Source organism: Aeromonas sp. DSM 116730, assembly GCF_046581335.1.
GTDB classification, from domain to species: domain Bacteria; phylum Pseudomonadota; class Gammaproteobacteria; order Enterobacterales; family Aeromonadaceae; genus Aeromonas; species Aeromonas rivipollensis.
Genome location: NZ_CP144265.1, coordinates 3,725,242 through 3,749,460, shown reverse-complemented (window position 1 = coordinate 3,749,460; position 24,219 = coordinate 3,725,242). Strand labels below are relative to the sequence as shown.

Sequence of the window (24,219 nt, the reverse complement as noted above, 5' to 3'; positions counted from 1 at the left end):
GAGCTCCTTGCCGAAACGGGATGACGCTATAAAAAACGGGCCCACCTTAGGACGGATGGGCCCGTTTCGCAAGTTGCCGCTGGATGATCCCGGGGACACGGGAGCTTGCCGTTTCTCTATCTGCCAATCAGATGGCTATCGCGATATCACATCTGCCAGGCAGATGGTAAACACAAGGCCAGAGGCCCCACTGTGGCTGGCAGGCCGTCAGTCCAGCTTGACCGGCCTCTTGCCGGCGCTGTGCCCCTCGATTTGTGGCTGGTTGTCAGCCCAGCTTGATCTGCATCTTGCCGGCGCTGTGCCCCTCGATTTGTGGCTGCTTGTCAGCCCAGCTTGACCAGCATCTTGCCGGTGTTGCGGCCCTCGAACAGCCCGATAAAGGCCTGCGGCATGCTGGCCAGCCCCTCGCTGATGGTCTCCTCGGCCTGCAGGGCGCCAGCCTCGAAGGTGGGGATGGCCTCGGCCAGGAAGTCCCCGTAGTGCTGCCAGTGATCGGAGACCAGCAGCCCCTGCATCAGGATGCGCTTGCGGATCATCTGGGAGAGGTTGCGCGGGCCGCTCCCTTGGCCATTGCTGTTGTACTGCTCGATGAGGCCGCACAGCACGATGCGCCCGTGCAGCGCCATGTTGTTGAGGGCCGCGTCCAGCAGGGCGCCCCCCACGTTCTCGAAATAGACCTGAATGCCTTCCGGGGCGAGGCGGGCCAGCTCGGCGTCGAGATCCGGCGTCTCCCTGTAGTTGATCACCGCATCTGCGCCCAGGGTCTTGAGGTAGGCGACCTTGTCGGCTGAGCCGGTGGAGCCGATCACCCGGGCACCGGCCCGCTTGGCAAGCTGCACCGCCATGGTGCCGACCGCGCCCGAGGCGGCCGAGACCAGCAGGGTCTCACCGGCCTGCAGGCGGGCGACCTTGTGCAAGCCCGCCCAGGCGGTCATGCCCGGCATGCCGAGGGCGCCGAGGAAGAGTTGGGACGGCAACGTTGTGGTGGGCAACCGGGTCAGCTGATCCCCCTTGGCGACGAAGGCATCCCGCCAGCCCAGCATGCTGCTCACCTGGTCACCCGCCTTGAAGTCGGGGTGATGGGAGGCCAGCACAGTGCCGATGGCGCCGCCGTCGAGGGGGCCGTTCAAGGGGAAGGGGGGCACATAGCTTTTGGCCTCGCTCATGCGACCACGCATGTAAGGGTCTACCGACAGCCACTGGTTGGCCACCTGCACCTCTCCCTCCTGAAGCGCGGGCAAGGGCACCTCCTTCAAGATGAAGTCGCTCTGGGCAGGCAGGCCGGTCGGGCGACGGAGCAGTTGAATCTGATGGCTAATCGGGGTCATGGTCGTTCTCCAGCGGGGTAGGGGGCAGTCGGCGCCGCGCCAGCCAGTGGGCTGAGGCGGCGGCTCGGGCATTCTGTTTGTGTGCAAACTAAAATCAGGTTAATCCCGAAAAGACGGGGTGACAACTGTTTTGTGTGCAAATTATTCAGACCTCAGTTGTCCTGGGGTATACTGGCCCCAGCCGTCAGCGAGGTGCCCCATGAGTGAATTGAAAAAGCAGGTTTGTTTTGCCCTCTACAGCGCCTCCAATGCGGTGATGCGTGCCTATAGGCCGCTCTTGGACAAGCTGGATCTGACCTACACCCAGTACCTGGTGATGCTGTCGCTCTGGGCGCGGGACGAGGTCAGCCTCAAGGAGATTGGCCTGGAAACCGGCCTTGATGCGGGCACCCTGACCCCCATCGTCAAGCGGCTGGAGAGCAAGGGCTGGCTGACCCGCACCGTCTCCAGCGAAGACGAGCGACAAAAATGCATCCGTCTGACCGAGGCGGGACGCCAGTTGCAGCAGGGGGTCAGGGAGTGCTGTCTGGCGGACAACTTGCGCAATCAGGTGGATCTGGCCGATGCCGAACTGGCCGAGCTCAAGCGACTCTGTGATCGCGTGGCGGCCCAGCTCGGGCGCTGATCTCTCTCCCTTCTTGCCTGGAGCCATCCGATGAAACCCTGGTTACCCCTGTTTGTTCTGCTGCTAAGTGGCTGCGCCGGTGGCCCTCACTCCCCATCCGAGTTGCAGATCGATGATGCGGATGCCTGGCAGGCCCTCTGCAAGGATGGCGTCCGGGTCAGGGCCATCAGCGAGGAGGGGATCTGCGCGGATCACCGCGGTTTGGCCATGTGGACGAATAAGCCAAGGGCGGTTCGAATGGCAGAGGAAGCCGCCAAATAGTGTGATCCAGACGCCATAAAATGACACAGCCGGCCCCTTGGCCGGTTTTTTTCGCGATCTCGCCTGCACTTTGCGGCCTTGTTCATGGTGCACTCATGCTTCCCTTTCCATACTGGCCCCACAGTTTCATGAGAGGAGAGAGAGATGCAGTCATCCATCGTCGGGCTCTCCATTCTGTGGGGGCTGGCCAGTTTTGGTGTTCAGGGGGATTTCATCGAGAGCCGTGATTCCGTTGCGCCGTCCTGGCAAGCCGAGTCCAGAGTGGAGATGGAAGGTTATCTGATTGAGTCGCTTGGCGAAGATCGCTGGGTGTTCGACAACGGCAGCGAGAGTCTGCTGGTCTCCCTGCCCGAGGGGCAGTGGGTGTCAGAGGGCGAGCGGTTGCGACTGAGCGGCGAACCCCAGCAGGAGCAGGCAGGCTGGCTGTTGCAGGTGCAGGACGTCAGCCAGGTCGGCGTCTGACCCTGTCACTCCCTGACATCAGAGACGACAATGAGGAGGCCTGGGCCTCCTCTTGCTTTTTGCGCCTCTGGCCCTCAGCCCAGGTGCCGGGCTGTCAGCCCAGGTGGTTGAGGGGCAGCGCCGTCTTGTGCTTGATGCGGCGCAGCACGAAGCTGGAGCGCACCCCGGTCACGCCGGAGATGTGGGTCAGCTTGTCCAGCAGGAAGTGCTGGTAGTGCTCCATGTCCCGCACCACCACCTTGAGCTGGTAGTCGGCGTCGTTGCCGGTGATAAGGTCGCATTCGAGCACCTCTGGCAGATCCTGGATGGCCCGATCGAAGTTTTCGAACCGCTCCGGGGTGTGCCTGTCCATGGAGATGTGAATGTAGGCGGTGAGGGTGAGCCCCAGCTGGCGGGCGTTGAGCAGGGTGACGTGGGTATCGATGAGACCGGCATCCTCCAGCGCCTTGACCCGGCGCGAGCAGGGAGAGGGGGAGAGCCCGACCAGTTCGGCCAGCTCCAGGTTGCTGATGCGGCCATTCTCCTGCATCAACTCCAGAATATGCCTGTCTATGCGATCAAGTTTCAGCATTCTCCGTTCCTCGTTGCAATTACTGATTCACTTTTCCTAGATTAAGGGTGAACTATTGCAAAAACAACTGAAAATACCTACTACTTCACAACCACTCACCGCACCGGCAGGAGTACCATGGTTTCATCTTCCGGTGGCAAGACAGATGCCCAACCAGGCCTCTGTGGTGAAGGACCTTACCGGGTCAACAACCCCATCAGCCGTCCGACCTTATCGGGAAACGACGGGCTGGAACGAGAGCATCCCCTCCCCGAAGGCAACAAAGCAGGCATCCCGGCGCCTGCTTTGTTGTTTTTGCGCGCCGGCATCCTCAGGCCTGCGGCGGCCGGATGCGATAGAGGCAGCGCCTGTCCCCGTCCAGCAGGTATTGCTCCCGCTCCACCCCGGCCGGTGCCAGCAACTGGCGAAACAGCGCCAGCTCGCTCCGGCAAAAGCCCCGGCAGGCCCGCGCCGCGGCGCAGATGGGGCAGTGACTCTCCCACCATAACCAGCTGCCATCCTCCTCCTGGCTCATGTCCGCCATATAGCCTTCCCGGCTGCGCAGCTCCTTGAGCGCGGTCAGTTTATCCACCAGCGCCGGCTGGGTCAGCCTGGCCTGATAACGGCTCAGCATCTGCTGCTCCCGCCGCGCTATCAGTTGATCCAGGCCGCTCTCGCCAAACAGCTGCTGCACGTCGTCGATAAGCTGCAGGGTCAGCTCGCTGTGGGTGTCGGGGAAGCGCTGCCAGGCCTGATCTGTCAGGTGCCAGAGCCGTATCGGGCGACCACGACCCCGCGCCTCGTCGCTAAAGCCCACCCAGCCGTCGGCCTCCAGCGCCGTCAGATGCTGGCGGGCGCCCATGGAGGTCATCTGCAACTGCTCCCCCAGCGCGGCGGCACTCTGGGGGCCCTGAGTCTTCAGCAGGTAGAGGATCTTGTCGGTGCTGGCATTCATTGGGGATCTCGTTGTCGACAGGTGCGGCATATTGAGCGGAAGCGGTTCGCGCCGATTTTGGTATGCGTGTGGTCATTATGGGCAGCGGCCTCATTTAAATCAATAATTCACTTTACTTAATGCCGCTCCCTTTGCAGTATAAATAAACCAATGACTTTATTTAATGAGGCGAAGATGAAAGGGATCAAGGGACAGGCGACCCTCTGGGTATTGGTGATGACGGTGACCCTGGCGGTGGCGGGCTTCAGTCTGCCCTCGCCGGTGCTGGCGCCGCTGATGCTGGATCCGGCCCAGGGTATGCTGACGCCACAAGCGTCGGACTGGAGCCGCAAGCTATGGCTCGGGGTCATCATGGGGCTCTATCCGCTGTTTCAACTGCTGGGGGCCCCCTGGCTGGGCAAGCTCTCCGATCGCCATGGTCGCAAGCCGGTGCTGACCCTCTGCCTGGTCGGGGTGCTGGCGGGTTATGTGCTGATGGCCCTGGGGATCGCCTGGCGCTCCCTGCCGCTCTTGCTGCTGAGTCGGGTGGTGGAGGGCTTCTTCAACGGCGACATCGCCATAGTGCAGGCGATGGCGGCGGACATGAGCACCACCAGGACCAAGGCGCGCAACTTCGCCCGCATCAACATCGGCATGAACCTGGGCTGGGTGCTGGGCCCCATGATAGGGGGCTATGCCGCCGTGGTGTCCGGGGATTACAGCCTGGCGGCCTGGCTGGCGGTGGCCATGACGGTGGGCAACCTGCTGCTGGTGCTCTGGCTGCTGCCCAACCGGCCGCCGGTACCCGCCGAGCAGGAGCTGGCCTCCCTCTCGACCCGCCAACTGCTGCTGCAACCTCGTCTCCTGCCCTACTTTGTGCTGACCCTCCTCAGCTACGGGGCCGTGCAGCTCTACTTCACCTACTTCAACGTCTGGTTGGTGGAGCGGCTGGCCTGGGATCCGGTGCAGCTGGCGCAGGCCGCCGTGCTGGTGAGCGTGCCCATGATGCTGGGTTCCTGGCTGGGGGAGCAGCTTGCTCGCCACTGGCGCGGCAGCTCCCTTGGCATAGTCGGGCATCTGGTGATGGCGGCGGGCATGCTGATGTTCATTCTGCCGACCCAGTGGTGGGGGCTGGCGCTCACTTTCATCCCGGCCGGCATCGGCATGAGCCTGGGAGAGCTTGCCACCTCGGTGGCCATCTCCAACCGCAGCCATGCCCAGCAACAGGGGCAGGCGATGGGGATCTACCGCGGCCTGGCGGTGGGCAGCGAGATCCTGGCGGTGGTGCTGGGCAGCCTGGCGCTGCTGGCAGGCACCGAGTGGCCCTTCTATCTGGCGGCGCTTTGCGGCGTGATCTGCGCCCTCGGTTTCTACGGGTTGCGCAGACGGGCGGACAGACGAAGTGCTGTGGCCGCCTGCGCCGAGCCGGGCTGAGGTGGCCGGATCACAGATCGGCGCCGGGGTGGCAGGCGGGGCTTGCATCCCGGCGCCGAGTTTGGGACGGTATGGCTCTTTGTCCCCTTTTACCCCGTCGCCCGGCGAACCTGGCCAGCACAGGCCTTCATCATACGCCCCGCGATACACAGTCTTTGGAGGTGATATGAGTCATTATCAAGCCATTGCGCTGGACGCGGGATTGTACGGTGCCGCATTCGTTTCGACATTCTTGGAGGTGATATGAGTCGTTTTCAGGCCATTGCTCTCGATATGGACGGTACCCTGCTGACCCGGGATCACAAGATCTCGTCCGCGACCCGGGCCGCCCTGGCCCAGGCCCGCGCCCACGGCATCAAGGTGCTGCTGGTGACGGGCCGCCACTTCATGACGGCCCGTCCCTTCCATCACGAGCTGGCCCTCGACACCCCCCTCATCTGCAGCAACGGCGCCTACCTCTATGATCCGGCGCAAGGCAGGATCCTGGTCGGGGATCCCCTGGCGGTGGCGCCGCTCACCGCCCTGCTGGCCGAGGTGCAGGCGCAGCAGATGGGCGCCCTGTTCCACCTCGACGGGGGCATAGGCTATCTCGGCTGCGAGGAGCATGTGGGCCGGATGCGACGCTGGTCGGCGAACCAGCCGGATCACCTCAAGGTCTCCCTGCTGCCCGCCGAGGATATCGACAGCTGGCTGCAAAAGCCCATCTGGAAGCTGGAGCTGTTCAATCAGGATCCCGGCCTGTTGCACCGCTTCGTGGGGGAGGTGGTGCAGAAACTGCCCTTCACCCAGGACTGGGCTGCGCCCTATGCGGTGGAGCTGGTGCAGCCCGGCTGCAGCAAGGGCAACCGGCTGGCCCAGTGGGCGGCGAGCGAGGGGATAGCGATGGAGAAAGTGGTGGCCTTTGGGGACAACAACAACGACATCAGCATGTTCGAGCAGGTGGGGCTGGCGGTGGCCATGGGCAATGCGGCGCCCCAGATCCAGGCCCATGCGGACAGGGTCACCGCCGATCACAACGAAGACGGCATAGCGCTGGCGCTGCAGCGCTGGGTCCTGCCCTCCTGAGGGGCAACAGAAAGGGGCCAGTGCGGCCCCTTGTTTGTCAGCTCCCGAAGGAGAACTGGATCACCCGATCCGGGAAGCGGATCCGGTTATAGTCACGGCGTACCCCCTCGTAGTGGCGGATGGCGCGCTCGCGCTGGGCCCGGTAGTAGTCTCGCTGCTTGCTGTCGCTCTCGCCCCGGATCTGCTGATCCAGCTGATAGATGGTCCGCTCGGTGCGCTCCAGCTCCTGTTGCAGCTCGCCGAGGCGCTGCTCCAGCAGGAACTCCTTGCGGCCGCGCTCGAACTGGGTGAGGAAGCTGGTATCGTTGGGACAGACCCCCAGGTATTCGTTCCCCTCCCGCCCCTTGCTGTAGGCGAGCTCCGGGATGCAATAGAGCTCGAGCCCCTTGGCGTAGCCGCGCTGCCACTCGTCTTCATCCACCCTGAGGCCGTACTCCCCGCAGGTCTGCTTGTAGTCACGGGTGGCCGTCCGGGTCTTGCCCTGCTCCCCGTCCTGATAGCCCTGGTTGTACCAGCTCATGGCGCGGCACTCCTCCTCCGACAGGGAGCTGCACCCGGCGAGCAGCAGGGGGAGGGTCAACAGCAGGATCTTGGGGGACATGAAGGGGCTCCGACAGCAAGGATGGTGGGGCATTCTAGAAGAGGAAGCCCGCCCGGGACAAGCACCGGGCGAGGGCGCCGCATCATGATGTTTTTATCACTATTTTCAAGCCGTTGTGAACGGGCTTCCGGCGACCTTTTCTTGCCGGGGGAGGCAGGGTAAACTGCGCCTACTTTTAACTGGCACGTAACAAAAACAATGAAAGTCCTGACCGTCGATTATCGCTCCCCCGACGCGGCCGAGCGCTTCACCGAATCCCTGCGCACCACCGGCTTCGGGGTGCTGACCCACCACCCCATCCCGAAGGAGCTGGTGCAGTCCATCTATGACAACTGGTATCGCTTCTTCATGAGCGAGCAGAAGCAGGATTTCCTGTTCAACCGCGAGACCCAGGACGGCTACTTCCCGCCCTCGGTGTCCGAGGTGGCCAAGGGCAACACCCAGAAGGACATCAAGGAGTACTTCCACCTCTACCCCTGGGGCCAGATGCCGGAAGAGCTGAGGGCGCAGGCGATGGAGTACTACCGCCTCGCCAACGATCTCGCCGCCGAGCTGCTCTCCTGGGTGGAGCAATACACCCCGGCGGACATCGCCGCCCACTACAGCTGCCCGCTCTCCTCCATGATTGAAGAGAGCCAGAAGACCCTGCTGCGGGTGCTGCACTATCCGCCGTTCGACGGCACCGAGGCGCCGGGGGCCATCCGCGCCGCGGCCCATGAAGACATCAACCTGCTGACCATTTTGCCCGCCGCGAGCGAGCCGGGCCTGCAGGTGAAGGGCTCTGACGGGGAGTGGATGGACGTGCCCTGCGACTTTGGCACTCTCATCATCAACATAGGTGACATGCTGCAGGAGGCCTCCCACGGCTATTACCCCTCCACCACCCACCGCGTCATCAACCCGACCGGCGGCAGCGTCAGCAAATCCCGCATCTCCTTGCCGCTCTTCCTGCACCCGCGCCCGGACGTGGTGCTGTCCGAGCGCCACACAGCCCACAGCTACCTGATGGAGCGGCTGCGGGAGCTGGGGGTCATCTAGTCCCAAAACGCACACTCATGACAGCAAGAACCGGAGCAAAAACGCTCCGGTTTTTATTTTGTGGCACGATTGGTTGGTTATCCGAATTTTATTGGCAACTTGTGCCAATAAGGCAGTTTTAAGACGGATATTCGCCGAGTGATTGCGCGCCCCCGGGCGTACTCTGAGCGCCATTCCGGGCCCCGCTGGCGGGCCCCTCGATTGGAGTTCCCATGAAGCAGTCTCAATGGTCATCCCGGCTCGGTTATATCCTGGCCGCCGCAGGTTCGGCGGTCGGTCTCGGCGCCATCTGGAAGTTCCCCTATGTGACCGCCGCCAACGGTGGCGGCGCCTTCCTGCTGGTGTTCCTGCTGTTCAGCTTCACCCTGGGGGTGGCGGTGCTGATGGGGGAGACTCTGCTCGGCAGCCTGACCCGGCGCGGGGTGGTGGGGGCCTTCGGTGAGCTGATGGGCAAGCGCTGGCGCTGGGTCGGCGCCATGGGGCTCTTGTGCAGCCTGCTCATCTTCAGCTTCTACAGCGTGGTGGGGGGCTGGACCCTGGGCTACACCGGCATGGCGCTGGCGGGTAGCCTGCAACAGGGGGATGGCGCTGCGTTGACCGCCCGCTTCAACGACTATGTGGGGGATCCGCTCCGGCCCGTGCTGACCCACCTGCTGTTCGCCGCCCTCACCTGGTGGTTCGTGCAGGGCGGGGTGCAGAAGGGGGTGGAGCGCACCCTGCGCTGGATGATGCCGGCCCTCTTCATCATGATCTTGCTGCTGGTGGCCTTCGGTCTCACCCTGCCCAATGCCATGGCCGGGGTGCGCCACTTCCTGATGCCGGACTTCAGCAAGCTCGGCATGTCAGGTGTGCTCGACGCCATGGGGTTGGCCTTCTTCTCCCTCTCCATCGGGCTTGGCATCCACACCACCTATGGCGCCTACCTGCCCTCCAGCGAAGGGGTGGGCCGCTCCAGTCTCTGGGTGGTGCTGCTGGCGAGCTTGATCGCCGTGCTGGCGGGCTTGATGATCTTCCCCGTGCTGGCGGCGACCGGCATAGATCCCGCCTCAGGCCCCGGCCTCACCTTCATGACAATGCCGGCGGTGTTCCAGCAACTGCCCTTCGGCCAGGGGCTGGCTGTGGTCTTCTTCGCCCTGCTGGTGGTGGCGGCGCTCTCGTCTTCCATCTCCCTGCTGGAGCACCTGCAGTGCTTCCTCGCCGAGAGCCTGGGCTGGTCGCGCCGTGCTGCCTGCAGCCTGATCACAGCCCTGGTGATGGCGGGGGGCATCCCGGTCAGCCTGTCGTTCGGCCCCTGGGCGCAGGTGACCCTGTTTGGCAAGAACATCTTCGAACTGCTGGACTTCATTACTTCCAACCTGATGATGCCCCTGTTCGGGCTGGCGCTCACCCTGCTGCTGGGCTGGCAGCTGGGCCTGCGGGCCTTGCCCCAGGGGCTGGCACCGCACTGGCGCGCCCTGCTGATGGGCTGCTGGCGCTGGCTGGCGCCCCTGCTCATCGGTGGCATCCTGGTGCGGGGTCTGCTGTAACCCTTGCCGCATGGGTGGGCCCCGGGCCCGCCCGTTACCCGGGCTCAGAGGGCATCCTCGCCGGCAGGATTGACTGCCTCGAAAAATCCATGAAATAGAGGTTTGTCGAAACTTTGATTCGCCACTTGGTATATAGGTTGGTAAATATTCTGTATTGTGGGCGAAAATGGACTATTGGCTGTCAACTTCTCTTGCCGTGGTTTAGGCTGTGGCTCCTTTTTTGCGCCCAGGTTACCCATAGCATGTCACCCCTCATCGCCCTGTCCGGCCGATTTTTCAGCTCGCAAGAGAGGTGACCCTGCACGCGCACTCAGTCTGAATGTTCATTGCAAAGGTCGCCCCCGGGCGGCCTTTTTGTTGCGACCCAGGTTGCACTTACCCATGGAGTATCGATTCGATGTTGTCTTCCCCGGAGGTTGTATGAGCCAGGTTCAGTGGTCTTCCCGTCTCGGTCATGTGCTGGCGGCGGCCGGCACGGCCATCGGCCTCGGCGCCATCTGGAAGTTTCCCTATGTGACCGCCACCAATGGCGGCGGCGCCTTCCTGCTGGTGTTCCTGCTGTTCAGCTTCACCCTGGGGGTGGCTGTGCTGGTGGGGGAGACCCTGCTCGGCAGCCGCAGCCAGCGCGGGGTGCTCGGTGCCTTCCACCGGCTGGTGGGGCCGAACTGGCGCTGGATGGGTTACATGGGGATCCTCTGCGGCTTCTTCATCTACAGCTTCTACAGCGTGGTGGGGGGCTGGACCGTGGGCTATGCGGCGCTGGCGGTGATGGGCAAGCTCAACCTCGGCGAAGGTTCGGCGCTGACCGCCCTGTTCAACGGCTATGTCAGCCATCCCTGGTGGCCTGTGCTGACCCATCTGGTGTTCGCCGGGCTGACCTGGTGGTTCGTGCAGGGGGGCATCCAGAAGGGGGTGGAGCGGGCGCTGCGCTGGATGATGCCGGCGCTCTTCGTCATGATGCTGCTGCTGGTGGGGGTGGGTCTCTCCATGCCGGGGGCCATGGCAGGGGTGCGTCAGCTGCTGCTGCCTGACTTCTCCATGCTGACCGGCCAGAGCGTGCTGGATGCCCTGGGGCTGGCCTTCTTCTCCCTCTCCATCGGCCTGGGGGTACACACCACCTATGGCGCCTACCTGCCCAATAGCGAGGGTGTGCTGCGCTCCGGCGTCTGGGTGGTGACCCTGGCGAGCCTCATCTCTGTGCTGGCGGGGCTGATGATATTCCCGGCGTTGGCCTCCACCGGCATAGACCCGACTGCCGGGCCAGGGCTCACCTTCATGACAATGCCCGCCGTGTTCAGCCACCTGCCGTTCGGTCAGGGGCTGGGGGTGGTCTTCTTCCTGCTGCTGCTGGTGGCGGCGCTATCCTCCTCCATCTCCATGCTGGAGCACCTGGTGCGCTTCACCTGCGAGGAGTGGGGCTGGTCGCGCCGTGGCGCCTGCCGGGTGCTGACCCTGCTGATCATGGCCTCCGGCATTCCGGTCAGCCTGTCGTTCGGTCCCTGGGCTGACTACACCCTGTTTGGCAAGACCCTCTTCGACTTGCTGGACTACCTCACCTCCAACCTGATGATGCCGCTGTTCGGTCTGGTGCTGACCCTGCTGCTGGGCTGGCGATTGGGGGAGAGCATACTGCCCGAGGGGCTCTCCCCGGCCCTGCGTCTGTGCCTGCTCTGGTGCTGGCGACTGGTGGCGCCGCTCTTGATCGCCGGTATCCTAGTGCGGGGTCTGATCTAGCCGTCGCCCCGTGGCGGATGCTGGAGTCGCGCGGATCGAGTCGTAGATGAACACAGGGGTTGGCCACAGGCCAACCCCTGATCACATCTGGGGCGGGATCACTGCAGGCCGGGCCCTTTGGCGGAGAAGGGGCAGTCGCGCTGCTGGATCAGCAGATCCCCGGCCCCCGTTATTCCCTGCCAGGCGAGCGCGAGCTGGCCGAGGCGACCGAGGTGGCGCAGCTCGAATTCGTAGCGCAGGCAGGGGTTGTCCGTGGGCAGCCGGGTCATTGTGGTTGGCAGGCGGTAGTCATAGCGCAGCAGGGGGCCGTCCTGCAGCTGGCTATGAACAGGCACCAGGCCCTCCGCCGTGGGGGAGGGGGCGCTCAGGTAGCGGCGCAGGGCCAGGGGGGCGTCTATGGCCTTCTGGTAGTGGAGCCCGTTCATGGCGGCCAGCTCCTCCTCCAGCCGTTGCAACTCCCCTTCCAGTCCACTCAAGGCCAGGCCCAGCTGCTGATGTGTGGGGGAGGCGCAGCCTCCCAGCAACAGGGTGATGAGCAGCAGGGCGGGGCGGACGGGCAGCATGGTTACTCCTTCGGGGTCAGGGCCACTGACTATAGCAGGGGATTGGTGGGCGGCGCCGCACGCAGCAGCCCGGCGAGGCGCTCCAGCCCCTCGGCGACCCGGGCGTCGGTGGCGGGCTGGCTCAGGCTCAGGCGCACCCCTTGCGGGGCGGCAAACTGGCCGGCGGCAAAGTGTTCTCCGCTCGCGACCCCGACGTCAAGGGCGTTGGCCGCCTCGGCGAACTCCTGACTGCGCCAGGGCTCGGGCAGCGGCAGCCAGGCGTGCATGGAGCCCGGCTGCCAGCGGGCCCCCGGCAGCAGGTGGCGCAGCAGCTCTCCCCGACGCGCCAGGACCCGTCTCTGCTGCTCGATGAGCGGCATGATCTGGTGCTGGCTCACCAGCTTGCAGGCCAGCTCGATGAGCAGGGGGCTCACCATCCAGCTCGACAGCCGCATCGCCTGGGCGAAGCCATTGCGAAGGGCGGGGGGAGCCAGCACGAAGCCGACCCGCAGGCCGCCGCAGGCGATCTTGGCCAGGCTGCCGAGGTAGATGACCCGCTCCGGCGCCAGGTTGACCAGGGGGGGGAGCGAGACCTCGGGCAGCAGGCCGTTGACGTCATCCTCGACGATCAGCAGATCATGGCGGCGGGCGATGGCGACTATCTCCTCTCGCCGCGCCAGGCTCATGGTGGCCGTGGTGGGGTTCTGCAGGGTGGGGGTCAGGTAGAGCAGCTTGGCCCGCCGCTGGCGACAGGCGGCTTCCAGGGCGGCGGGGATCAGCCCCTCCTCGTCCATCGCCAGCCCCATCACCTGATTCTTCAGCTGGCGCGCATTGCCCAGCATGCCAGGGTAGCTGAGCCCCTCGCAGAAGATAGTCTCCCCCACGCAGCCGGTGGCCAGCAGGGCCAGCATGATGCCGTGCTGGGCGCCATGGCTGAACAGCAGCCTCTCCTCGCTCCCCCTGATGCCCTGCTCGGCGAGCCAGTCGACGAACAGCTGGCGCTGCGGGGCACGCCCGGCCTCCTTGTCATAGCCCAGCAACCCGTTGAGATCCCCGTCCGCCAGCTCGGTCAGCATGGGTTTGATGATGGCGGCCCGATCCAGCTGCACCGGCAAGTTCTGCCACAGCTCGATGCGCTGATTGTCCTCGTTGCGGATCACCCATTCGTTGGCGGGATCCGCCGCGGCCCTGACCCAGGTGCCATGACCCACCCTGGCCGCCAGCAGACCCCGCCGCTCGGCTTCGGTGTAGGCGCGGGTGATGGTGCCCACAGTCACCCCCAGCCGGTCCGCCAGCGCCCTGTGGGTGGGCAGCCGGGTCTGAGGAGGCAGGGCGCCATCGGCAATGGCCTGCTCTATGGCCTTGACCAGTTTCAGGTAGAGGGGGCCCTCGAAGGGGGTGAGGTCGGGTGTCCAGATTGTCATGGTGACAATAAATCCATTGATCCAATATTGTCCCCAATATAGCGTGATAATCAGCCTGTTAACAACCCGATAGCTCACATTGTACCGATACAATATGGCAAGAAAGGAGTCACCTCATGACCATTGAATGGTATGCCACCCTGTTTGGCTTCGCCCTGCTCACCTGCGGCACCCCGGGGCCCAACAATCTGATGTTGACGGCATCCGGTGCCAACTTCGGGGTGCGCCGCACCCTGCCGCACCTGATAGGTGTGGTGGTGGGCCAGCCGGTGCTGCAACTGGTGCTGGCGCTCGGTTTCTATCCGCTGTTCGAGCGCTGGCCCCTGCTCAAGCTGAGCCTGCAGGTGCTGGGCAGTCTTTATCTGCTGTGGCTGGCCTGGCGCATCGCCGTGGCCGGTGCCCCCGGCGATCCGGCGAGGCGCGCCCGCCCGCTGACCCTGCTGGAAGGCCTGGGCTTTCAGTTCCTCAACCCCAAGGCCTGGATGATGGGGATTTCCGCCATCAGTCTGTTCAGCCTGCCGGGGAGCGACTACTGGGCGAGTATGTGGGGCATCATGTCCGTCTTCCCCATGGCGGGGCTGCCGGTCTGCTTCGCCTGGGTGCTGTTCGGTCATCAGCTCAGCCGCTGGATCAACTCGGACAGAGGCTGGCGCCGTCTCAATGGCAGCCTGGGCGCGCTCACCGCCCTGTGCGTGGTGATGCTCTGGTATTAATGACCGCCTGACTATTCATGCAAAGAAAATGCATTGCTGACCTTGTCGTCAGGGCAGAGGCTCTGCATATTAGGAGGCTTGCCGTATCTGAATGAGGTTGAGATGGATCTGAACTGGTTGTTTCCCCTGGCGGGCTTTGCCCTGATCACCTGTGGCACCCCTGGCCCCAACAACATGCTGCTCACCAGCGCCGGGGCCGCTCAGGGGTTTCGCCGCTCCATCCCCCTGCTGGTGGGTGTGGTGGGGGGCATCAACCTGATGATCCTGGCCACGGCCCTGGGGCTGGGGGTGGTGTTCGAGAAGGTGCCGCTGCTGCACGACGGCCTCAAGCTGGTGGGCTCGGCCTACCTGCTCTGGCTGGCCTGGAAGGTGGCCACCGCCAGCGGCCCGGCGGATGGCAGTAGGCCGCTTATCCCGGCCCATCAGGGGGCCATGCTGCAGTTGCTCAACCCCAAGGCCTGGATGATGGCGCTCTCCGCCATCAGCGGCTTCACCCTGGCGGGGGAGGCTTACTGGCCGTCCGCCGGCTGGGTGCTCGGCATCTTCTTCGTGACCGGCCTCTATACCGGGGCCTTCTGGGTGCTGTTTGGTGCCCAGGTGCGCCGCCTCATCCGCACCGCCAGAGGCTGGCGTCGTTTTAACCTCGGCATGGGGATCGCCACGGCGGCCTGCGTGCTGATGATCTGGATTTAGGCCCTGAAAGCAATCTGTTTTGTTGCTGGCCCTTCGGGGCCTTTTTTGTCTGTGGGTGGCCGTCACCCGATGTGAAAAGGAGCGGTTATGAAATGTATCGGTCTGCTGGGTGGCATGAGCTGGGAGTCCACCGTCAGCTACTACCAGACGCTCAACCGGGGCGTGCGGGCGCGGCTCGGCGGCCTGCATTCGGCGCGGGTGTTGCTCAATAGCGTCGATTTTGCCGAGATAGAGCGGCTGCAACATGCCGGTGACTGGCCCGCCACCGCCCGTCTGCTGGCGGCCGAGGCCCGCGCACTCCAGGCCGGTGGAGCCGATTTCCTGCTGATAGGCACCAACACCATGCACAAGGTGGCCCCCGAGATCGCCGCCGCCATCGAGATCCCGCTGCTGCACATCGCCGACGCCACCGCCCGCCGTCTGCAGGCTGACGGGGTGACCCGGGTCGGCTTGCTCGGTACCCGCTTCACCATGGAGCAGGATTTCTACAAGGGACGGCTGCAAGAGCTGTTCGGGCTGGAGGTGCTGGTGCCGCCAGCGGCCGAGCGGGAGCGGGTGCACAGCATCATCTATGACGAGCTCTGTCTTGGGCAGATCCGCGAGTCGTCCCGGGCCGAATACCTGGCCATCATCGCCGATCTGGCACGGGCCGGAGCTCAGGCCGTGATCCTCGGCTGCACCGAGATCGCCCTGCTGGTGGGGGAGTGTCAGGCCGCAGTGCCGCTCTACGACACCACCGCCATTCACGCCGACGCCGCCGTGGCGTGGGCGCTGGAGTAGGGCAGAGAGGAAGAAACCTGGGGAGGCGCTTCGGCGCCCCCCTCCTCCTTGCCCCTCATTCCCCCCGATCCTGACTGTGAGTCAGCCTTCACTTCAGCAAGCCCATTGACGCTTTTATTGTCAAACGGCTCACATTTCCCTCTTTTGTCCCTTGAGTCTGGTGCGTTGGGCGCCTAGTTTTCGATCACTGAAACGATTCAGCTTTCACTAAAACCATTCACAAGAACAAGAGACACGAGGATAAAGCCATGTTGAAGAGACTCTCCATTGCCGTGCTGCTCGCCCTGGGCGCCAGCTCGGGCCAGGCCGCCGAATTCCTGCTGACCGATTCCCAGCAGGGGCTGGATGTGGGGGACTGGAAGATCACCAGCGACAAGCTGGGGATCAAGAGCCCGGTACCCTTCTCCATCGAGAAGAAGCGCCTGCACGGCGGGCGTCAGGAGGGGGTGGATCTGCTCATCGTCGACAACGGGGTGATGAAGATAACCCTGGTGCCGACCCGTGGCATGGGGATCAAGGAGGTCAAGGGGGCCGATGTGCGCCTCGGCTGGGATTCCCCGGTCAAGGAGGTGGTCAACCCGGCCTTCATCGATCTGGAGAGCCGCGCCGGTCTCGGCTGGCTCGATGGCTTCAACGAGATGCTGGTACGTTGCGGCTATGAGTGGACAGGCCACCCCGGGGTGGACGACGACGGCCGCCTCAAGAGCCTGCACGGCCGTGTGCAGAACATACCGGCGTCCGTGGTCAGCGTGACAGTGGACGAGGAGCCGCCCTACGCCATCCACGTGCGGGGCCGGGTGGACGAGCGCACCTTCAAGATGAGCGAGCTGGTCACCTGGACCCAGCTGAGCGTAGTGCCCGGTCAGGCGGAGTTTGCCCTGCAGGACAAGCTGACCAACCACGCCGACTACGAGAACGAGTACCAGATCATCTATCACGGCAACTTCGGGGCACCCATCCTGGAGGAGGGGGCGCGGGTCAGCACCCCGGTGAAGCAGATCTCCCCGTTCAACGACTACGCCAAGGCGGGGCTCAAGGGCTGGCAAACCTACCTGGGGCCGACCAAGGGCTTCGACGAGATGGTGTTCAACCTGGTGCCCTACAGCGACGCCGAGGGCAATACCCTGGCGGTGCTGAACAACAAAGCGGGCAGCGTCGGGGTGGCTGTGGGTTACAACACGCACCAGTTGCCTGTGCTGACCCTGTGGAAGAACACAGACACCCGGGCCCAGGGCTATGTGACCGGCATAGAGCCCGGCACCAGCTATGCCTACAGCACCAAGTACCAGCGTCCGCTGGGGCTGGTTCCCAGGATCCAGCCGGGGGAGACCAAGACCTTCGATCTGACCTATCGCCTGCTGCGCAATGGGGAGGAGGTGAAGCAGGCCCTGGCCCAGGTGGAGAAGATCCAGGCCGGCCGCCCCACAGAGCTGCGGGAGCAACCCCTGGTCAAGCTGCCCTGAGTGGCAGGCAGACAGCAAAAAGCCGCTCCATGAGCGGCTTTTTCATGCCAGATGAGGGTTCAGCCGTGGCTGTGCTCAGACATGGCTATACATGGCCTCGATCTCGCTCTGGTACTTGGATTCGATGATCTTGCGGCGCAGCTTCATGGTGGGGGTGATCTCCCCGAGCTCCATGGAGAAGGCGCTCGGCAGCAGGGTGAACTTCTTCACCTGCTCGAACTTGGCCAGCTCCTGTTGCAGATCCGCGATCCGAGCCTCGAAGAACTCCACCACCTTGGAGTGGCGCAGCAGCTCCGTCTTGCACTGGTACTGCAGGTTGATGGAGCGGGCGTACTCCTCCAGGGACTCGAAGCAGGGGACTATCAGTGCCGAGACGAAGTGGCGGGCGTCGGCGACTATGGCGATCTGCTCGATGAAGCGATCCTTGCCCAGGGTCCCCTCCACCAGCTGCGGCGCCACGTACTTGCCGTTGGAGGTCTTCATCAGCTCCTTGAGGCGCTCGGTGAAGTAGATGTTGCCCTCGCCGTCCAGCTCGCCGGCATCGCCGGTGCGCAGGAAGCCATCCTCGGTCATCACTTCGGCGGTGGCCTCCGGCTTGTTGTAGTAACCGCGCATCACTGTCGGTGAGCGCACCAGCAGCTCGTTGTTCTCGCCGAGTTTGACCTCTATGCCGTCCATGACGGTGCCGATGGATCCCAGCTTGAACTGGCTCTCCTCGTAGCAGCAGACGGTGGCCGTGGTCTCTGTCATGCCGTAGCCGTACTTGAGGTTGAGCCCCATGGCCTGGAAGAAGAGGTTGACGTCGTCCGCGAGGCGAGCGCCCGCCACCGGCAGGAAGCGGGTACGGCCGCCGAAGCGGGCACGCAGCTTGCGAAACACCAGCCGCTCGGCCAGGGCCAGCTGCAGGTAGAGCAGGGGGGAGGCGGACTTGCCGGCCTGGCGGGTGGCGACCATCCGCTTGCCGACGCCGGTGGCCCAGCCGAACAGGGCGCGGCGCAGGCGCGGGGCCTGGGCCACCTTGGCCTGGATCATGGCGTAGGCCTTCTCGTAGAGGCGCGGCACGGCGCACATCACGGTCGGCTGCACCTCGCCGATGACATCCATCACCTTCTGCGGGTCGCGGATATAGACGTTCTCGGCGCCGCAATAGAGCACGTAGTAGCTCCAGGCGCGCTCGAACACGTGGCTCAGCGGCAGCATGCAGAGGGACACATCCTGCTCGCCAAGATCCAGGCGACGGTCGTGCATCTCGAAGCAGGCGGCGATGTTGTTGAAGTCGAGCATGACCCCCTTGGGTTCACCCGTGGTGCCCGAGGTGTAGATCAGGGTCAGCAGATCATCCATGCGATAGTGCTGTTCACGCATCCGCAGTGCCAGCTCGCTCGGCTGATGGTTGCCGGAGGAGAGGAAGGTCTGGAAGTGGCTCGCCTGCTCGCAGCCGCGCAGATCGACGGTGCCGTCCAGGGTGACTATCTGGTTGATCTCGCCACTCTCGAGCAGCAGGAGCGCCTGATCGAACTGGGGCTGCTCCCCCACGAATAGAAGCTTGATGCCGGCGTCCTTCACTATGTAGCGCAACTGATCCAGGGTGCTGGTGGGGTAGATGGGCACGCTGACGCCGCGGGCGGCCAGGATGCCGAGATCGGCCTGGGTCCATTCCGGCATGTTGCGGGCATAGATGCCGACCATCTCGGTGGGCTGGTGGCCGGCGCGGATCAGCGCCTGGGCACAGTAGTCCATGGCCTGGCCCAGGGTACGCCAGCCGATGGCGCGCCATTGGCCATCCTGCTGGACGCGCAGGGCGGCCTTGTTGCCAAGGCGGGCAATACGCTCACGCATCACTCTAACCAGATGAAGCTGCGACATCTAAATCATCCTCAAGTAACAGTTGTGCGCCCGCAGGGGCACTAAAATCGGGGCTGGAGTTTAAACTCTAACATTACGGCTTACAAGTGTGCGCCATTTGTCCTGGATCACAAAGTCGTCAACTCGGGGAGAGTCAGGCATGATAAGGACGAGGGTCGGATTCATTCAGGGAGGTGCGCGATGGGGATCGGAGTCAAGAGTCTGCTGACGGGCATGTTGTTGCTGCTGGCGGGAGCCGGTGCACTCTGGTTTGTCCTTGGTGGGTCTGAGGGGCAGGACAATCCCTGGCTGAGCGGGGCCGAGGGCTATGAGCAGGCGCAGCGGCTGGCGCTGAGGGAAGGATACCCATTGCTCTACGTGATAGAGCGCGCCAAATGCCGACGCTGCAAGGCGCTCGATAACGAGCTGTGGCGTGCCCCCGAGATGCAGTCCGCCCTGGCGGGGCTGGCCAAGGTGCGGCTCAACCCGGATGCGGGGGACGGCAGCGAGCACATACTGCGGCGCTTCCCGCAGGTGGCGACAGCGCCCGGCATCTATGTGCAGCGACCGGGGGAACCGCTTAGGCCCATCAAGGTGGTGGTGGATATCCAGCAGATCTGGATGCCCGGCGTCACCTACGGGCGCGGCTTCTTCATGCCGCTCTCGGGGGCGGCCTTCGAGGCGGTGCTGAGGGTCACCCTCAGCCTGGAGGACCCCGCCATCGACAATGCCCCCCTGCCCTGAGGGGTGACCGGGGTGTAGGGATGAGGAGAGCGACAAGGGGACGGCATGTCCCCTTGTCCGTGGCGGGCGGCCTCCCGGCCCAAGCCGGGGGATCAGCCGAAGTCGAACAGGCGGGACATCAGCACGGCGTCTTCCCGATCCTGCCCGGTGCCGTAGTAGTCGGCGCGGCGGCAATACTCGGCAAACCCCTCGCTCTCGTAGAGGCCGATGGCGGTGCGGTTGCCCGCCCGCACCTCCAGGAACCAGGCCTCGGCCCCCTTCCCCTTGCTGCGGGCCAGATACTCTTTCAGCAGCGCCCGGCCCAGCCCCTTGCCCTGAAACTCGGGGTGCACGCAGATGTTCATCAGGGAGCTGTCTCCCGCCACCAGATCCGAGATATAGAAACCGGCGGGGCGGCCTTCCACCAGCATCAGTCCATTGAGATAGCGCGGCCCGAAGCAGGAGAGCAGGTTGGCCTGGCTCCAGGGCTCCTGGTGGGCGGCCTGCTCTATGGGATAGATGGCATCGAAATCGGATTCGAGCAGGGGACGGAAGCTGGGCAAGAGGTCAGACATGGTTACTCCGGACGGGATTCGGACTTGCGACGGACGGCATGGTCATGCCATGGTCGTGGCTTCAAGGGGGTTGGCGGCTGGCCGCTTCAACCGGGCTGGCGCTGCCGGCATTGCTGCCACAGGGCGCGCTTGTGCGCCGCGCTGGGCTTGAGCGGGCAGACGAGGGCATGGGGCCAGCGCGGATCCGGGGCCGTCAGCCAGAGCAGGGGGGGCGTCATCCCCTCGGGCAGCTCGCCGAGCAAGGAGACCTCGTCCGTGCCTATGCCGAGCCACTGGCAGATATCCCCGAGCAGGGAGGGCGCGGGCAGCGCCTCGGCCTGCAGCCACAGCTTGCCGGTCGGCACGGCCACCGGCTGGCGTGGGGTCGCCGCATCCTCTGCCGCCATGTTTACCGGCGGCTGGGTTGCCGCAGCTTCTGCCGATTTGCCTGGCAGGCCTTGGGCTCTCAGTTGCCAGAGGGGGATGCCCATCCTGGCCAGGATGCGCTGACGCAGTGGGTCCAGCAGGGGATCTTGCATGCGAAGGCTCACTCTTGATCTGCGTTGGGGTAAATTCTGATGCGCAGAGTACACTCTCGCAGGTTTTGCTGCACCCCCTTGCGTGCCGGGATTGTCCCGCCAGGGCCGTGCAGGATCCCGACTCCGACCGCGGGATGAACAGATTCAACAGACCATGACAGTGAGGCGGGGCCTGAGGCCGGACCCCGCAGACACTGATGACAATACCAGCTTCGGAACTGTGCCTATGCCGCCTTTAGCCCAGAATACTGTTCGTGCCACCCCCATCCATGAGCGCCTGCCACGGCTGCTGGCCGCCCTCGGGGAGGGGCTCTATGAGCGCCAGGATGCCCTGCGGCTCGGCCTGCTGGCGGCCTTGAGTGGCGAGAGCGTCTTCCTGCTGGGCCCACCCGGCATCGCCAAGAGCCTGATCGCCCGGCGCCTCAAGCTCGCCTTTCACGATGCCCGCCACTTCGAATACCTGATGACCCGCTTCAGCACGCCGGAGGAGGTGTTCGGCCCCCTCTCCATCCAGGCGCTCAAGGAGGATGGCAAGTACCTGAGGCTGACTCATGGCTACCTGCCGGAGGCCGAGGTGGTCTTCCTCGACGAGATCTGGAAGGCGGGCCCGGCCATCCTCAACACCCTGCTCACCGCCATCAACGAGCGGCAGTTCCGCAACGGCGACAGCCAGCACCCCATTCCCATGCGGTTGCTGGTGACCGCCTCCAACGAATTGCCCGCCCCGGACAGCGGGCTGGAGGCGCTCTACGATCGCATGCTGGTGCGGATCTGGATGGACAGGGTGCAGGAGAAGTCCAACTTCCAGGCCATGCTGGCGAGCGATGGCCAATCCCACCAGAACCTGCCCCCCTCGGTGCAGATCCGGGGGGAGGAGTACGACGCCTGGCAGGAGGAGATCGAGCAGGTGCGCCTGCCCGACGCCTGCTTCGAGCTCATCTACCAGCTGCGCCAGCAGCTCGACAGTCAGCTGGGTCACGGCTGCTATGTGTCGGATCGGCGCTGGAAGAAGGCGGTGAGGCTGATCAAGGCGAGCGCCTTCTTCAACGGCCGCGACGAAGTGGCTCCGCTGGATCTGCTGCTGTTCAAGGATTGCCTCTGGCACGACGAGGCTTCCCGCACCGCCTTGCTGGAGATGATCGGCGAGTTCTCCCGCCTCTACGGCTACCAGCAACTGGTGCTGACCCGCGAGCTGCTGGCCCTGCGCGAGCGCTTCAAGCAGTTGAGGGGGGCCGTCGCCCAGCGCCTCGCCTGCAAGGCGGTCAAGCGCAAGCAGTGGTTCGGCCGCCGCGCCCGCGGCATCGAGTTGCCGCTCGCCAACGCCAAACCCTTCGGCAAGCAGGTGCACTTCCAGCTGCTCACCCCGGCGCCCCTGGATGGCGGGGATCCCGAGCGGCTGACCGAGACCCTCACCTTCGATCGCACCCTGCTCTCCCACTGGCACCCCAACGGTGAGGCGCTGGTGGGCTGGCCCCTTGGCAACCCCAAGGAGGGGCACTACGAGCTGGTGCTCGACGAACAGCTGCGGCTGCACGTGCTGGATGTCCAGCGCCAGCCCGTGCCCCTGGTGCTGGTGGAGCGAACCCCCATCCCCGAGGTGGTGACTGCACCCTGGCAAGCCGAGCTCGGTGAGCTGGCGAGCCAGGTTGTCCGGGTGCAGCAGAGCCTCAAGGGGCAGCGCAGCCTGTTCGATCGTCACCAGCCCCATCTCTTTGTCGGGGAGCACTGGTTGCGCCAGGTGGAGGACAGCTTCTTCGTGCTGAACCGGGATCTGGAGCGGCTGGGTGAGGAGCTGCAGCAGTGGCGGGATCGCCTGCCCAGGCTGGATGCCTGATGCTCTCTGGACTGACGTGGCCCCAAGCGCCTGGCCACCTGCCGCACCGACAGCATGGCTTTGTGCGTCCCTTGCATAGGGAGTGCCCATGCTAGAGATCGGCATGATGGATCTGGGGCTCCTCATAGGTGAGGGGGAGCTGGCGGGGGAGATGGCACTGCTGCTGGCGTCCACCCCCAAGATCTCCGAATTCCTCAAACGCTCCCCGCTGCAGGGCAAGCTGCTGAAAAAACGCATCCAGCACTGGAGCGAGCAGCTCGGCGAGGAGATGCGCCACAAGCCGGTGCCGGTGGCCCTCGAACGAGAGTACCTGCTCTATCAGTCCCACAGATTGCTGCCTTTGCCCGAGCTGGTGGGGCGGCTGCCGGCCCTGCTGGAGGCGCTGGAGCAGCACAGCCCCTTCGCCGGGGATGCCCGCAGCCTGGTGCGCCAGATCATGGTGCAACCGACCGAGGGGCTGCGTCAGCTGTTCGTGGAGAAGTGGCGGGCCAGCCTGGTGGGTAGCCTGCTGCAGTTGCAGCAGCAGATCGCCGAAGCGGAGCGGGAGAAGCAGCGCCAGGAGATAGAAGATCAGTTGCTGGCGAACCGGACCCTGGCCGACGCCCTGGACCCGCACCAGATCTCGGCGGGTGGACTCTGGGATCTGGCCCAGGGCAGCTGGCACAAGCGCAGCCTGGTGCTGGTGCAGCAATATGCCCGCATGTTGCAGCGCGAACCCCTGCTGGGGGAGATAGCGGCGCTGCTGGGGCGCAGCGAGCGGGATCGGCGGACCGACACCCGGACGCTGCCCCCTGTGCCCATGCACGAGCTGGAAGAGGTGCAGACCGACGACGTGCCTGACGATCTGGTGGGGGTGCACCCGGCCAGCGATCTGATGCGGCTCTTGCCGAGCGAGGCCGTGATGCTGGCCCTGCCGGAGCTGGAGCTGGAGTTCTATCGCCGCTATCTGGAGCGGCGCCTGCTGAGCTATCAGTCTCGCGGCACCCTGCCGCGCCAGCGGCTGATGCAGCGCTCCCCGGAGCAGGGCGGGCAGGAGGTGCAGCCGCGGGGCCCCTTCATCGTCTGCGTCGATACCTCGGGTTCCATGGGGGGCTATCCGGAGGAGTGCGCCAAGGCGCTCTTCCTCGCCCTGCTCAAGCTGGCGATGGACGAGAAGCGGGGCTGCTATCTAATGTTATTTTCCACCGAGGTGGCGACCCTGGAGATCACCGCAGACACGGGTCTGGACAAGGCGGAGCGCTTCCTCTCCATGAGCTTCCACGGCGGCACCGATCTGGTGCCTTGCCTGGAGCAGGCGCTGGTGCAGCTGGATCAACCGGATTTTGCCAAGGCGGACGTGCTGGTGATCTCCGACTTCATCGCCCAGAGCCTGCCCCATGCCCTGCTCGATCGGATGAACCGGCGGCGAGCGCAGCAGACCCGCTTCCACGCCGTCGCCATGTCTAGGCACGCCAAGTCGGCCATCCTGCGGGTGTTCGACAATAGCTGGTTGCTGGACTGCGGCCTGCGGGGCCGGTTGCTCAGGCGCTGGCAACGCAGCTAGGGGCAGGT

24 protein-coding genes are annotated in these 24,219 nt (G+C 64.6%); 15 read left to right on the top strand and 9 right to left on the bottom strand.

Features of this window, described 5'->3' with window-relative positions; translation table 11 throughout:
* Positions 1 to 323: 323 nt before the first annotated feature.
* Positions 324 to 1,328 (bottom strand): NADP-dependent oxidoreductase, encoded by a 1,005-nt coding sequence (locus tag Aeroheme_RS17100; RefSeq protein ID WP_411166266.1) that lies wholly within the window; start codon positions 1,326 to 1,328, stop codon positions 324 to 326.
* A gap of 199 nt (positions 1,329 to 1,527) precedes the next feature.
* On the opposite strand from Aeroheme_RS17100, the gene Aeroheme_RS17095 reads away from it, so the two are divergent.
* The 3 genes from Aeroheme_RS17095 (at position 1,528) to Aeroheme_RS17085 (ending at position 2,676) form a co-directional block, all read left to right on the top strand.
* Complete coding sequence (locus tag Aeroheme_RS17095; protein ID WP_411166265.1) at positions 1,528 to 1,953, top strand: MarR family winged helix-turn-helix transcriptional regulator; 426 nt, start codon at positions 1,528 to 1,530, stop codon at positions 1,951 to 1,953.
* A gap of 30 nt (positions 1,954 to 1,983) precedes the next feature.
* A complete protein-coding gene (locus tag Aeroheme_RS17090; protein WP_262113666.1) occupies positions 1,984 to 2,214 on the top strand; it encodes a hypothetical protein in 231 nt (76 codons plus the stop codon).
* Positions 2,215 to 2,358: 144 nt separating this feature from the next.
* Complete coding sequence (locus tag Aeroheme_RS17085) at positions 2,359 to 2,676, top strand: hypothetical protein (protein ID WP_005324594.1); 318 nt, start codon at positions 2,359 to 2,361, stop codon at positions 2,674 to 2,676.
* Between the two features lie 94 nt (positions 2,677 to 2,770).
* On the opposite strand, the gene Aeroheme_RS17080 is transcribed toward Aeroheme_RS17085, so the two are convergent.
* Positions 2,771 to 3,247, bottom strand: a complete 477-nt coding sequence (locus tag Aeroheme_RS17080) for an Lrp/AsnC family transcriptional regulator (RefSeq protein WP_025325819.1) — start codon at positions 3,245 to 3,247, stop codon at positions 2,771 to 2,773.
* Between the two features lie 310 nt (positions 3,248 to 3,557).
* Positions 3,558 to 4,181, bottom strand: coding sequence for a helix-turn-helix transcriptional regulator (locus tag Aeroheme_RS17075; protein ID WP_411166264.1), 624 nt, complete (start codon positions 4,179 to 4,181; stop codon positions 3,558 to 3,560).
* A 174-nt stretch (positions 4,182 to 4,355) separates the two neighbouring features.
* On the opposite strand from Aeroheme_RS17075, the gene Aeroheme_RS17070 reads away from it, so the two are divergent.
* Both Aeroheme_RS17070 and Aeroheme_RS17065 read left to right on the top strand, forming a co-directional pair.
* Positions 4,356 to 5,594: an MFS transporter gene (locus Aeroheme_RS17070; RefSeq protein WP_411166263.1), complete on the top strand. Its 1,239-nt coding sequence runs from the start codon at positions 4,356 to 4,358 to the stop codon at positions 5,592 to 5,594.
* 243 nt (positions 5,595 to 5,837) lie between these two features.
* The gene (locus Aeroheme_RS17065) at positions 5,838 to 6,659 is read left to right on the top strand and encodes a Cof-type HAD-IIB family hydrolase (RefSeq protein ID WP_411166262.1); all 822 of its coding nucleotides are present in this window, start codon (positions 5,838 to 5,840) and stop codon (positions 6,657 to 6,659) included.
* A gap of 37 nt (positions 6,660 to 6,696) precedes the next feature.
* Here Aeroheme_RS17065 and Aeroheme_RS17060 read toward each other — a convergent pair whose 3' ends face one another.
* Positions 6,697 to 7,260: a DUF2799 domain-containing protein gene (locus Aeroheme_RS17060; protein WP_106884903.1), complete on the bottom strand. Its 564-nt coding sequence runs from the start codon at positions 7,258 to 7,260 to the stop codon at positions 6,697 to 6,699.
* A gap of 198 nt (positions 7,261 to 7,458) precedes the next feature.
* Here Aeroheme_RS17060 and Aeroheme_RS17055 point away from each other — a divergent pair, with 198 nt between their 5' ends.
* The 3 genes from Aeroheme_RS17055 (at position 7,459) to Aeroheme_RS17045 (ending at position 11,558) form a co-directional block, all read left to right on the top strand.
* The gene (locus Aeroheme_RS17055) at positions 7,459 to 8,298 is read left to right on the top strand and encodes an isopenicillin N synthase family dioxygenase (RefSeq protein ID WP_005324617.1); all 840 of its coding nucleotides are present in this window, start codon (positions 7,459 to 7,461) and stop codon (positions 8,296 to 8,298) included.
* Positions 8,299 to 8,510: 212 nt separating this feature from the next.
* Positions 8,511 to 9,824, top strand: coding sequence for a sodium-dependent transporter (locus Aeroheme_RS17050; protein ID WP_411166261.1), 1,314 nt, complete (start codon positions 8,511 to 8,513; stop codon positions 9,822 to 9,824).
* Positions 9,825 to 10,244: 420 nt separating this feature from the next.
* Positions 10,245 to 11,558: a sodium-dependent transporter gene (locus Aeroheme_RS17045; RefSeq protein WP_289986867.1), complete on the top strand. Its 1,314-nt coding sequence runs from the start codon at positions 10,245 to 10,247 to the stop codon at positions 11,556 to 11,558.
* A gap of 98 nt (positions 11,559 to 11,656) precedes the next feature.
* On the opposite strand, the gene Aeroheme_RS17040 is transcribed toward Aeroheme_RS17045, so the two are convergent.
* Positions 11,657 to 12,121, bottom strand: coding sequence for a hypothetical protein (locus Aeroheme_RS17040; RefSeq protein WP_411166260.1), 465 nt, complete (start codon positions 12,119 to 12,121; stop codon positions 11,657 to 11,659).
* Positions 12,122 to 12,150: 29 nt separating this feature from the next.
* Entirely contained in the window at positions 12,151 to 13,524 is a 1,374-nt protein-coding gene (locus Aeroheme_RS17035) for a PLP-dependent aminotransferase family protein (protein ID WP_163137771.1), read from the bottom strand.
* 116 nt (positions 13,525 to 13,640) lie between these two features.
* Between Aeroheme_RS17035 and Aeroheme_RS17030 the strand changes: the two genes are divergently transcribed.
* The 4 genes from Aeroheme_RS17030 (at position 13,641) to Aeroheme_RS17015 (ending at position 17,173) form a co-directional block, all read left to right on the top strand.
* Positions 13,641 to 14,237 carry a LysE family translocator gene (locus Aeroheme_RS17030; protein WP_106884898.1) on the top strand — a complete coding sequence of 199 codons (597 nt, stop codon included), beginning with the start codon at positions 13,641 to 13,643 and terminating at the stop codon, positions 14,235 to 14,237.
* A gap of 102 nt (positions 14,238 to 14,339) precedes the next feature.
* Complete coding sequence (locus tag Aeroheme_RS17025; protein ID WP_139743762.1) at positions 14,340 to 14,930, top strand: LysE family translocator; 591 nt, start codon at positions 14,340 to 14,342, stop codon at positions 14,928 to 14,930.
* Between the two features lie 87 nt (positions 14,931 to 15,017).
* On the top strand, positions 15,018 to 15,710 hold the full coding sequence (locus Aeroheme_RS17020; RefSeq protein WP_411166259.1) for an aspartate/glutamate racemase family protein: 693 nt from the start codon (positions 15,018 to 15,020) through the stop codon (positions 15,708 to 15,710).
* 248 nt (positions 15,711 to 15,958) lie between these two features.
* Positions 15,959 to 17,173 (top strand): aldose 1-epimerase family protein, encoded by a 1,215-nt coding sequence (locus tag Aeroheme_RS17015; RefSeq protein WP_290030409.1) that lies wholly within the window; start codon positions 15,959 to 15,961, stop codon positions 17,171 to 17,173.
* Positions 17,174 to 17,248: 75 nt separating this feature from the next.
* On the opposite strand, the gene Aeroheme_RS17010 is transcribed toward Aeroheme_RS17015, so the two are convergent.
* Complete coding sequence (locus tag Aeroheme_RS17010) at positions 17,249 to 19,039, bottom strand: AMP-dependent synthetase/ligase (RefSeq protein ID WP_411166258.1); 1,791 nt, start codon at positions 19,037 to 19,039, stop codon at positions 17,249 to 17,251.
* 180 nt (positions 19,040 to 19,219) lie between these two features.
* Here Aeroheme_RS17010 and Aeroheme_RS17005 point away from each other — a divergent pair, with 180 nt between their 5' ends.
* Positions 19,220 to 19,762 (top strand): hypothetical protein, encoded by a 543-nt coding sequence (locus Aeroheme_RS17005; RefSeq protein WP_163137767.1) that lies wholly within the window; start codon positions 19,220 to 19,222, stop codon positions 19,760 to 19,762.
* Positions 19,763 to 19,854: 92 nt separating this feature from the next.
* Here Aeroheme_RS17005 and rimI read toward each other — a convergent pair whose 3' ends face one another.
* Both rimI and Aeroheme_RS16995 read right to left on the bottom strand, forming a co-directional pair.
* Entirely contained in the window at positions 19,855 to 20,304 is a 450-nt protein-coding gene (gene rimI, locus Aeroheme_RS17000) for a ribosomal protein S18-alanine N-acetyltransferase (RefSeq protein ID WP_025325836.1), read from the bottom strand.
* A 98-nt stretch (positions 20,305 to 20,402) separates the two neighbouring features.
* Positions 20,403 to 20,834: a hypothetical protein gene (locus Aeroheme_RS16995; protein ID WP_411166257.1), complete on the bottom strand. Its 432-nt coding sequence runs from the start codon at positions 20,832 to 20,834 to the stop codon at positions 20,403 to 20,405.
* 226 nt (positions 20,835 to 21,060) lie between these two features.
* Between Aeroheme_RS16995 and Aeroheme_RS16990 the strand changes: the two genes are divergently transcribed.
* Positions 21,061 to 22,668: an ATPase RavA domain-containing protein gene (locus tag Aeroheme_RS16990; protein ID WP_262113700.1), complete on the top strand. Its 1,608-nt coding sequence runs from the start codon at positions 21,061 to 21,063 to the stop codon at positions 22,666 to 22,668.
* An 88-nt stretch (positions 22,669 to 22,756) separates the two neighbouring features.
* Positions 22,757 to 24,211, top strand: coding sequence for an ATPase RavA stimulator ViaA (gene viaA / locus Aeroheme_RS16985; RefSeq protein WP_234677796.1), 1,455 nt, complete (start codon positions 22,757 to 22,759; stop codon positions 24,209 to 24,211).
* Positions 24,212 to 24,219: the final 8 nt, after the last annotated feature.

Bases quoted from the DNA above. Each gene is read 5' to 3' on its own strand.
- Aeroheme_RS17040 (WP_411166260.1), bottom strand. From the start codon at position 12,121: ATGCTGCCCGTCCGCCCCGCCCTGCTGCTCATCACCCTGTTGCTGGGA.
- Aeroheme_RS17025 (WP_139743762.1), top strand. From the start codon at position 14,340: ATGGATCTGAACTGGTTGTTTCCCCTGGCGGGCTTTGCCCTGATCACC.
- Aeroheme_RS17080 (WP_025325819.1), bottom strand. From the start codon at position 3,247: ATGCTGAAACTTGATCGCATAGACAGGCATATTCTGGAGTTGATGCAG.
- Aeroheme_RS17030 (WP_106884898.1), top strand. From the start codon at position 13,641: ATGACCATTGAATGGTATGCCACCCTGTTTGGCTTCGCCCTGCTCACC.
- Aeroheme_RS17060 (WP_106884903.1), bottom strand. From the start codon at position 7,260: ATGTCCCCCAAGATCCTGCTGTTGACCCTCCCCCTGCTGCTCGCCGGG.
- Aeroheme_RS17075 (WP_411166264.1), bottom strand. From the start codon at position 4,181: ATGAATGCCAGCACCGACAAGATCCTCTACCTGCTGAAGACTCAGGGC.
- Aeroheme_RS17100 (WP_411166266.1), bottom strand. From the start codon at position 1,328: ATGACCCCGATTAGCCATCAGATTCAACTGCTCCGTCGCCCGACCGGC.
- Aeroheme_RS17005 (WP_163137767.1), top strand. From the start codon at position 19,220: ATGGGGATCGGAGTCAAGAGTCTGCTGACGGGCATGTTGTTGCTGCTG.
- Aeroheme_RS17050 (WP_411166261.1), top strand. From the start codon at position 8,511: ATGAAGCAGTCTCAATGGTCATCCCGGCTCGGTTATATCCTGGCCGCC.
- Aeroheme_RS17085 (WP_005324594.1), top strand. From the start codon at position 2,359: ATGCAGTCATCCATCGTCGGGCTCTCCATTCTGTGGGGGCTGGCCAGT.
- Aeroheme_RS17010 (WP_411166258.1), bottom strand. From the start codon at position 19,039: ATGTCGCAGCTTCATCTGGTTAGAGTGATGCGTGAGCGTATTGCCCGC.
- Aeroheme_RS17045 (WP_289986867.1), top strand. From the start codon at position 10,245: ATGAGCCAGGTTCAGTGGTCTTCCCGTCTCGGTCATGTGCTGGCGGCG.
- Aeroheme_RS17090 (WP_262113666.1), top strand. From the start codon at position 1,984: ATGAAACCCTGGTTACCCCTGTTTGTTCTGCTGCTAAGTGGCTGCGCC.
- Aeroheme_RS17035 (WP_163137771.1), bottom strand. From the start codon at position 13,524: ATGACAATCTGGACACCCGACCTCACCCCCTTCGAGGGCCCCCTCTAC.
- Aeroheme_RS17015 (WP_290030409.1), top strand. From the start codon at position 15,959: ATGTTGAAGAGACTCTCCATTGCCGTGCTGCTCGCCCTGGGCGCCAGC.
- Aeroheme_RS17020 (WP_411166259.1), top strand. From the start codon at position 15,018: ATGAAATGTATCGGTCTGCTGGGTGGCATGAGCTGGGAGTCCACCGTC.
- Aeroheme_RS17070 (WP_411166263.1), top strand. From the start codon at position 4,356: ATGAAAGGGATCAAGGGACAGGCGACCCTCTGGGTATTGGTGATGACG.
- Aeroheme_RS17095 (WP_411166265.1), top strand. From the start codon at position 1,528: ATGAGTGAATTGAAAAAGCAGGTTTGTTTTGCCCTCTACAGCGCCTCC.
- Aeroheme_RS16990 (WP_262113700.1), top strand. From the start codon at position 21,061: ATGCCGCCTTTAGCCCAGAATACTGTTCGTGCCACCCCCATCCATGAG.
- Aeroheme_RS17065 (WP_411166262.1), top strand. From the start codon at position 5,838: ATGAGTCGTTTTCAGGCCATTGCTCTCGATATGGACGGTACCCTGCTG.
- Aeroheme_RS16995 (WP_411166257.1), bottom strand. From the start codon at position 20,834: ATGCAAGATCCCCTGCTGGACCCACTGCGTCAGCGCATCCTGGCCAGG.
- Aeroheme_RS17055 (WP_005324617.1), top strand. From the start codon at position 7,459: ATGAAAGTCCTGACCGTCGATTATCGCTCCCCCGACGCGGCCGAGCGC.
- viaA (WP_234677796.1), top strand. From the start codon at position 22,757: ATGCTAGAGATCGGCATGATGGATCTGGGGCTCCTCATAGGTGAGGGG.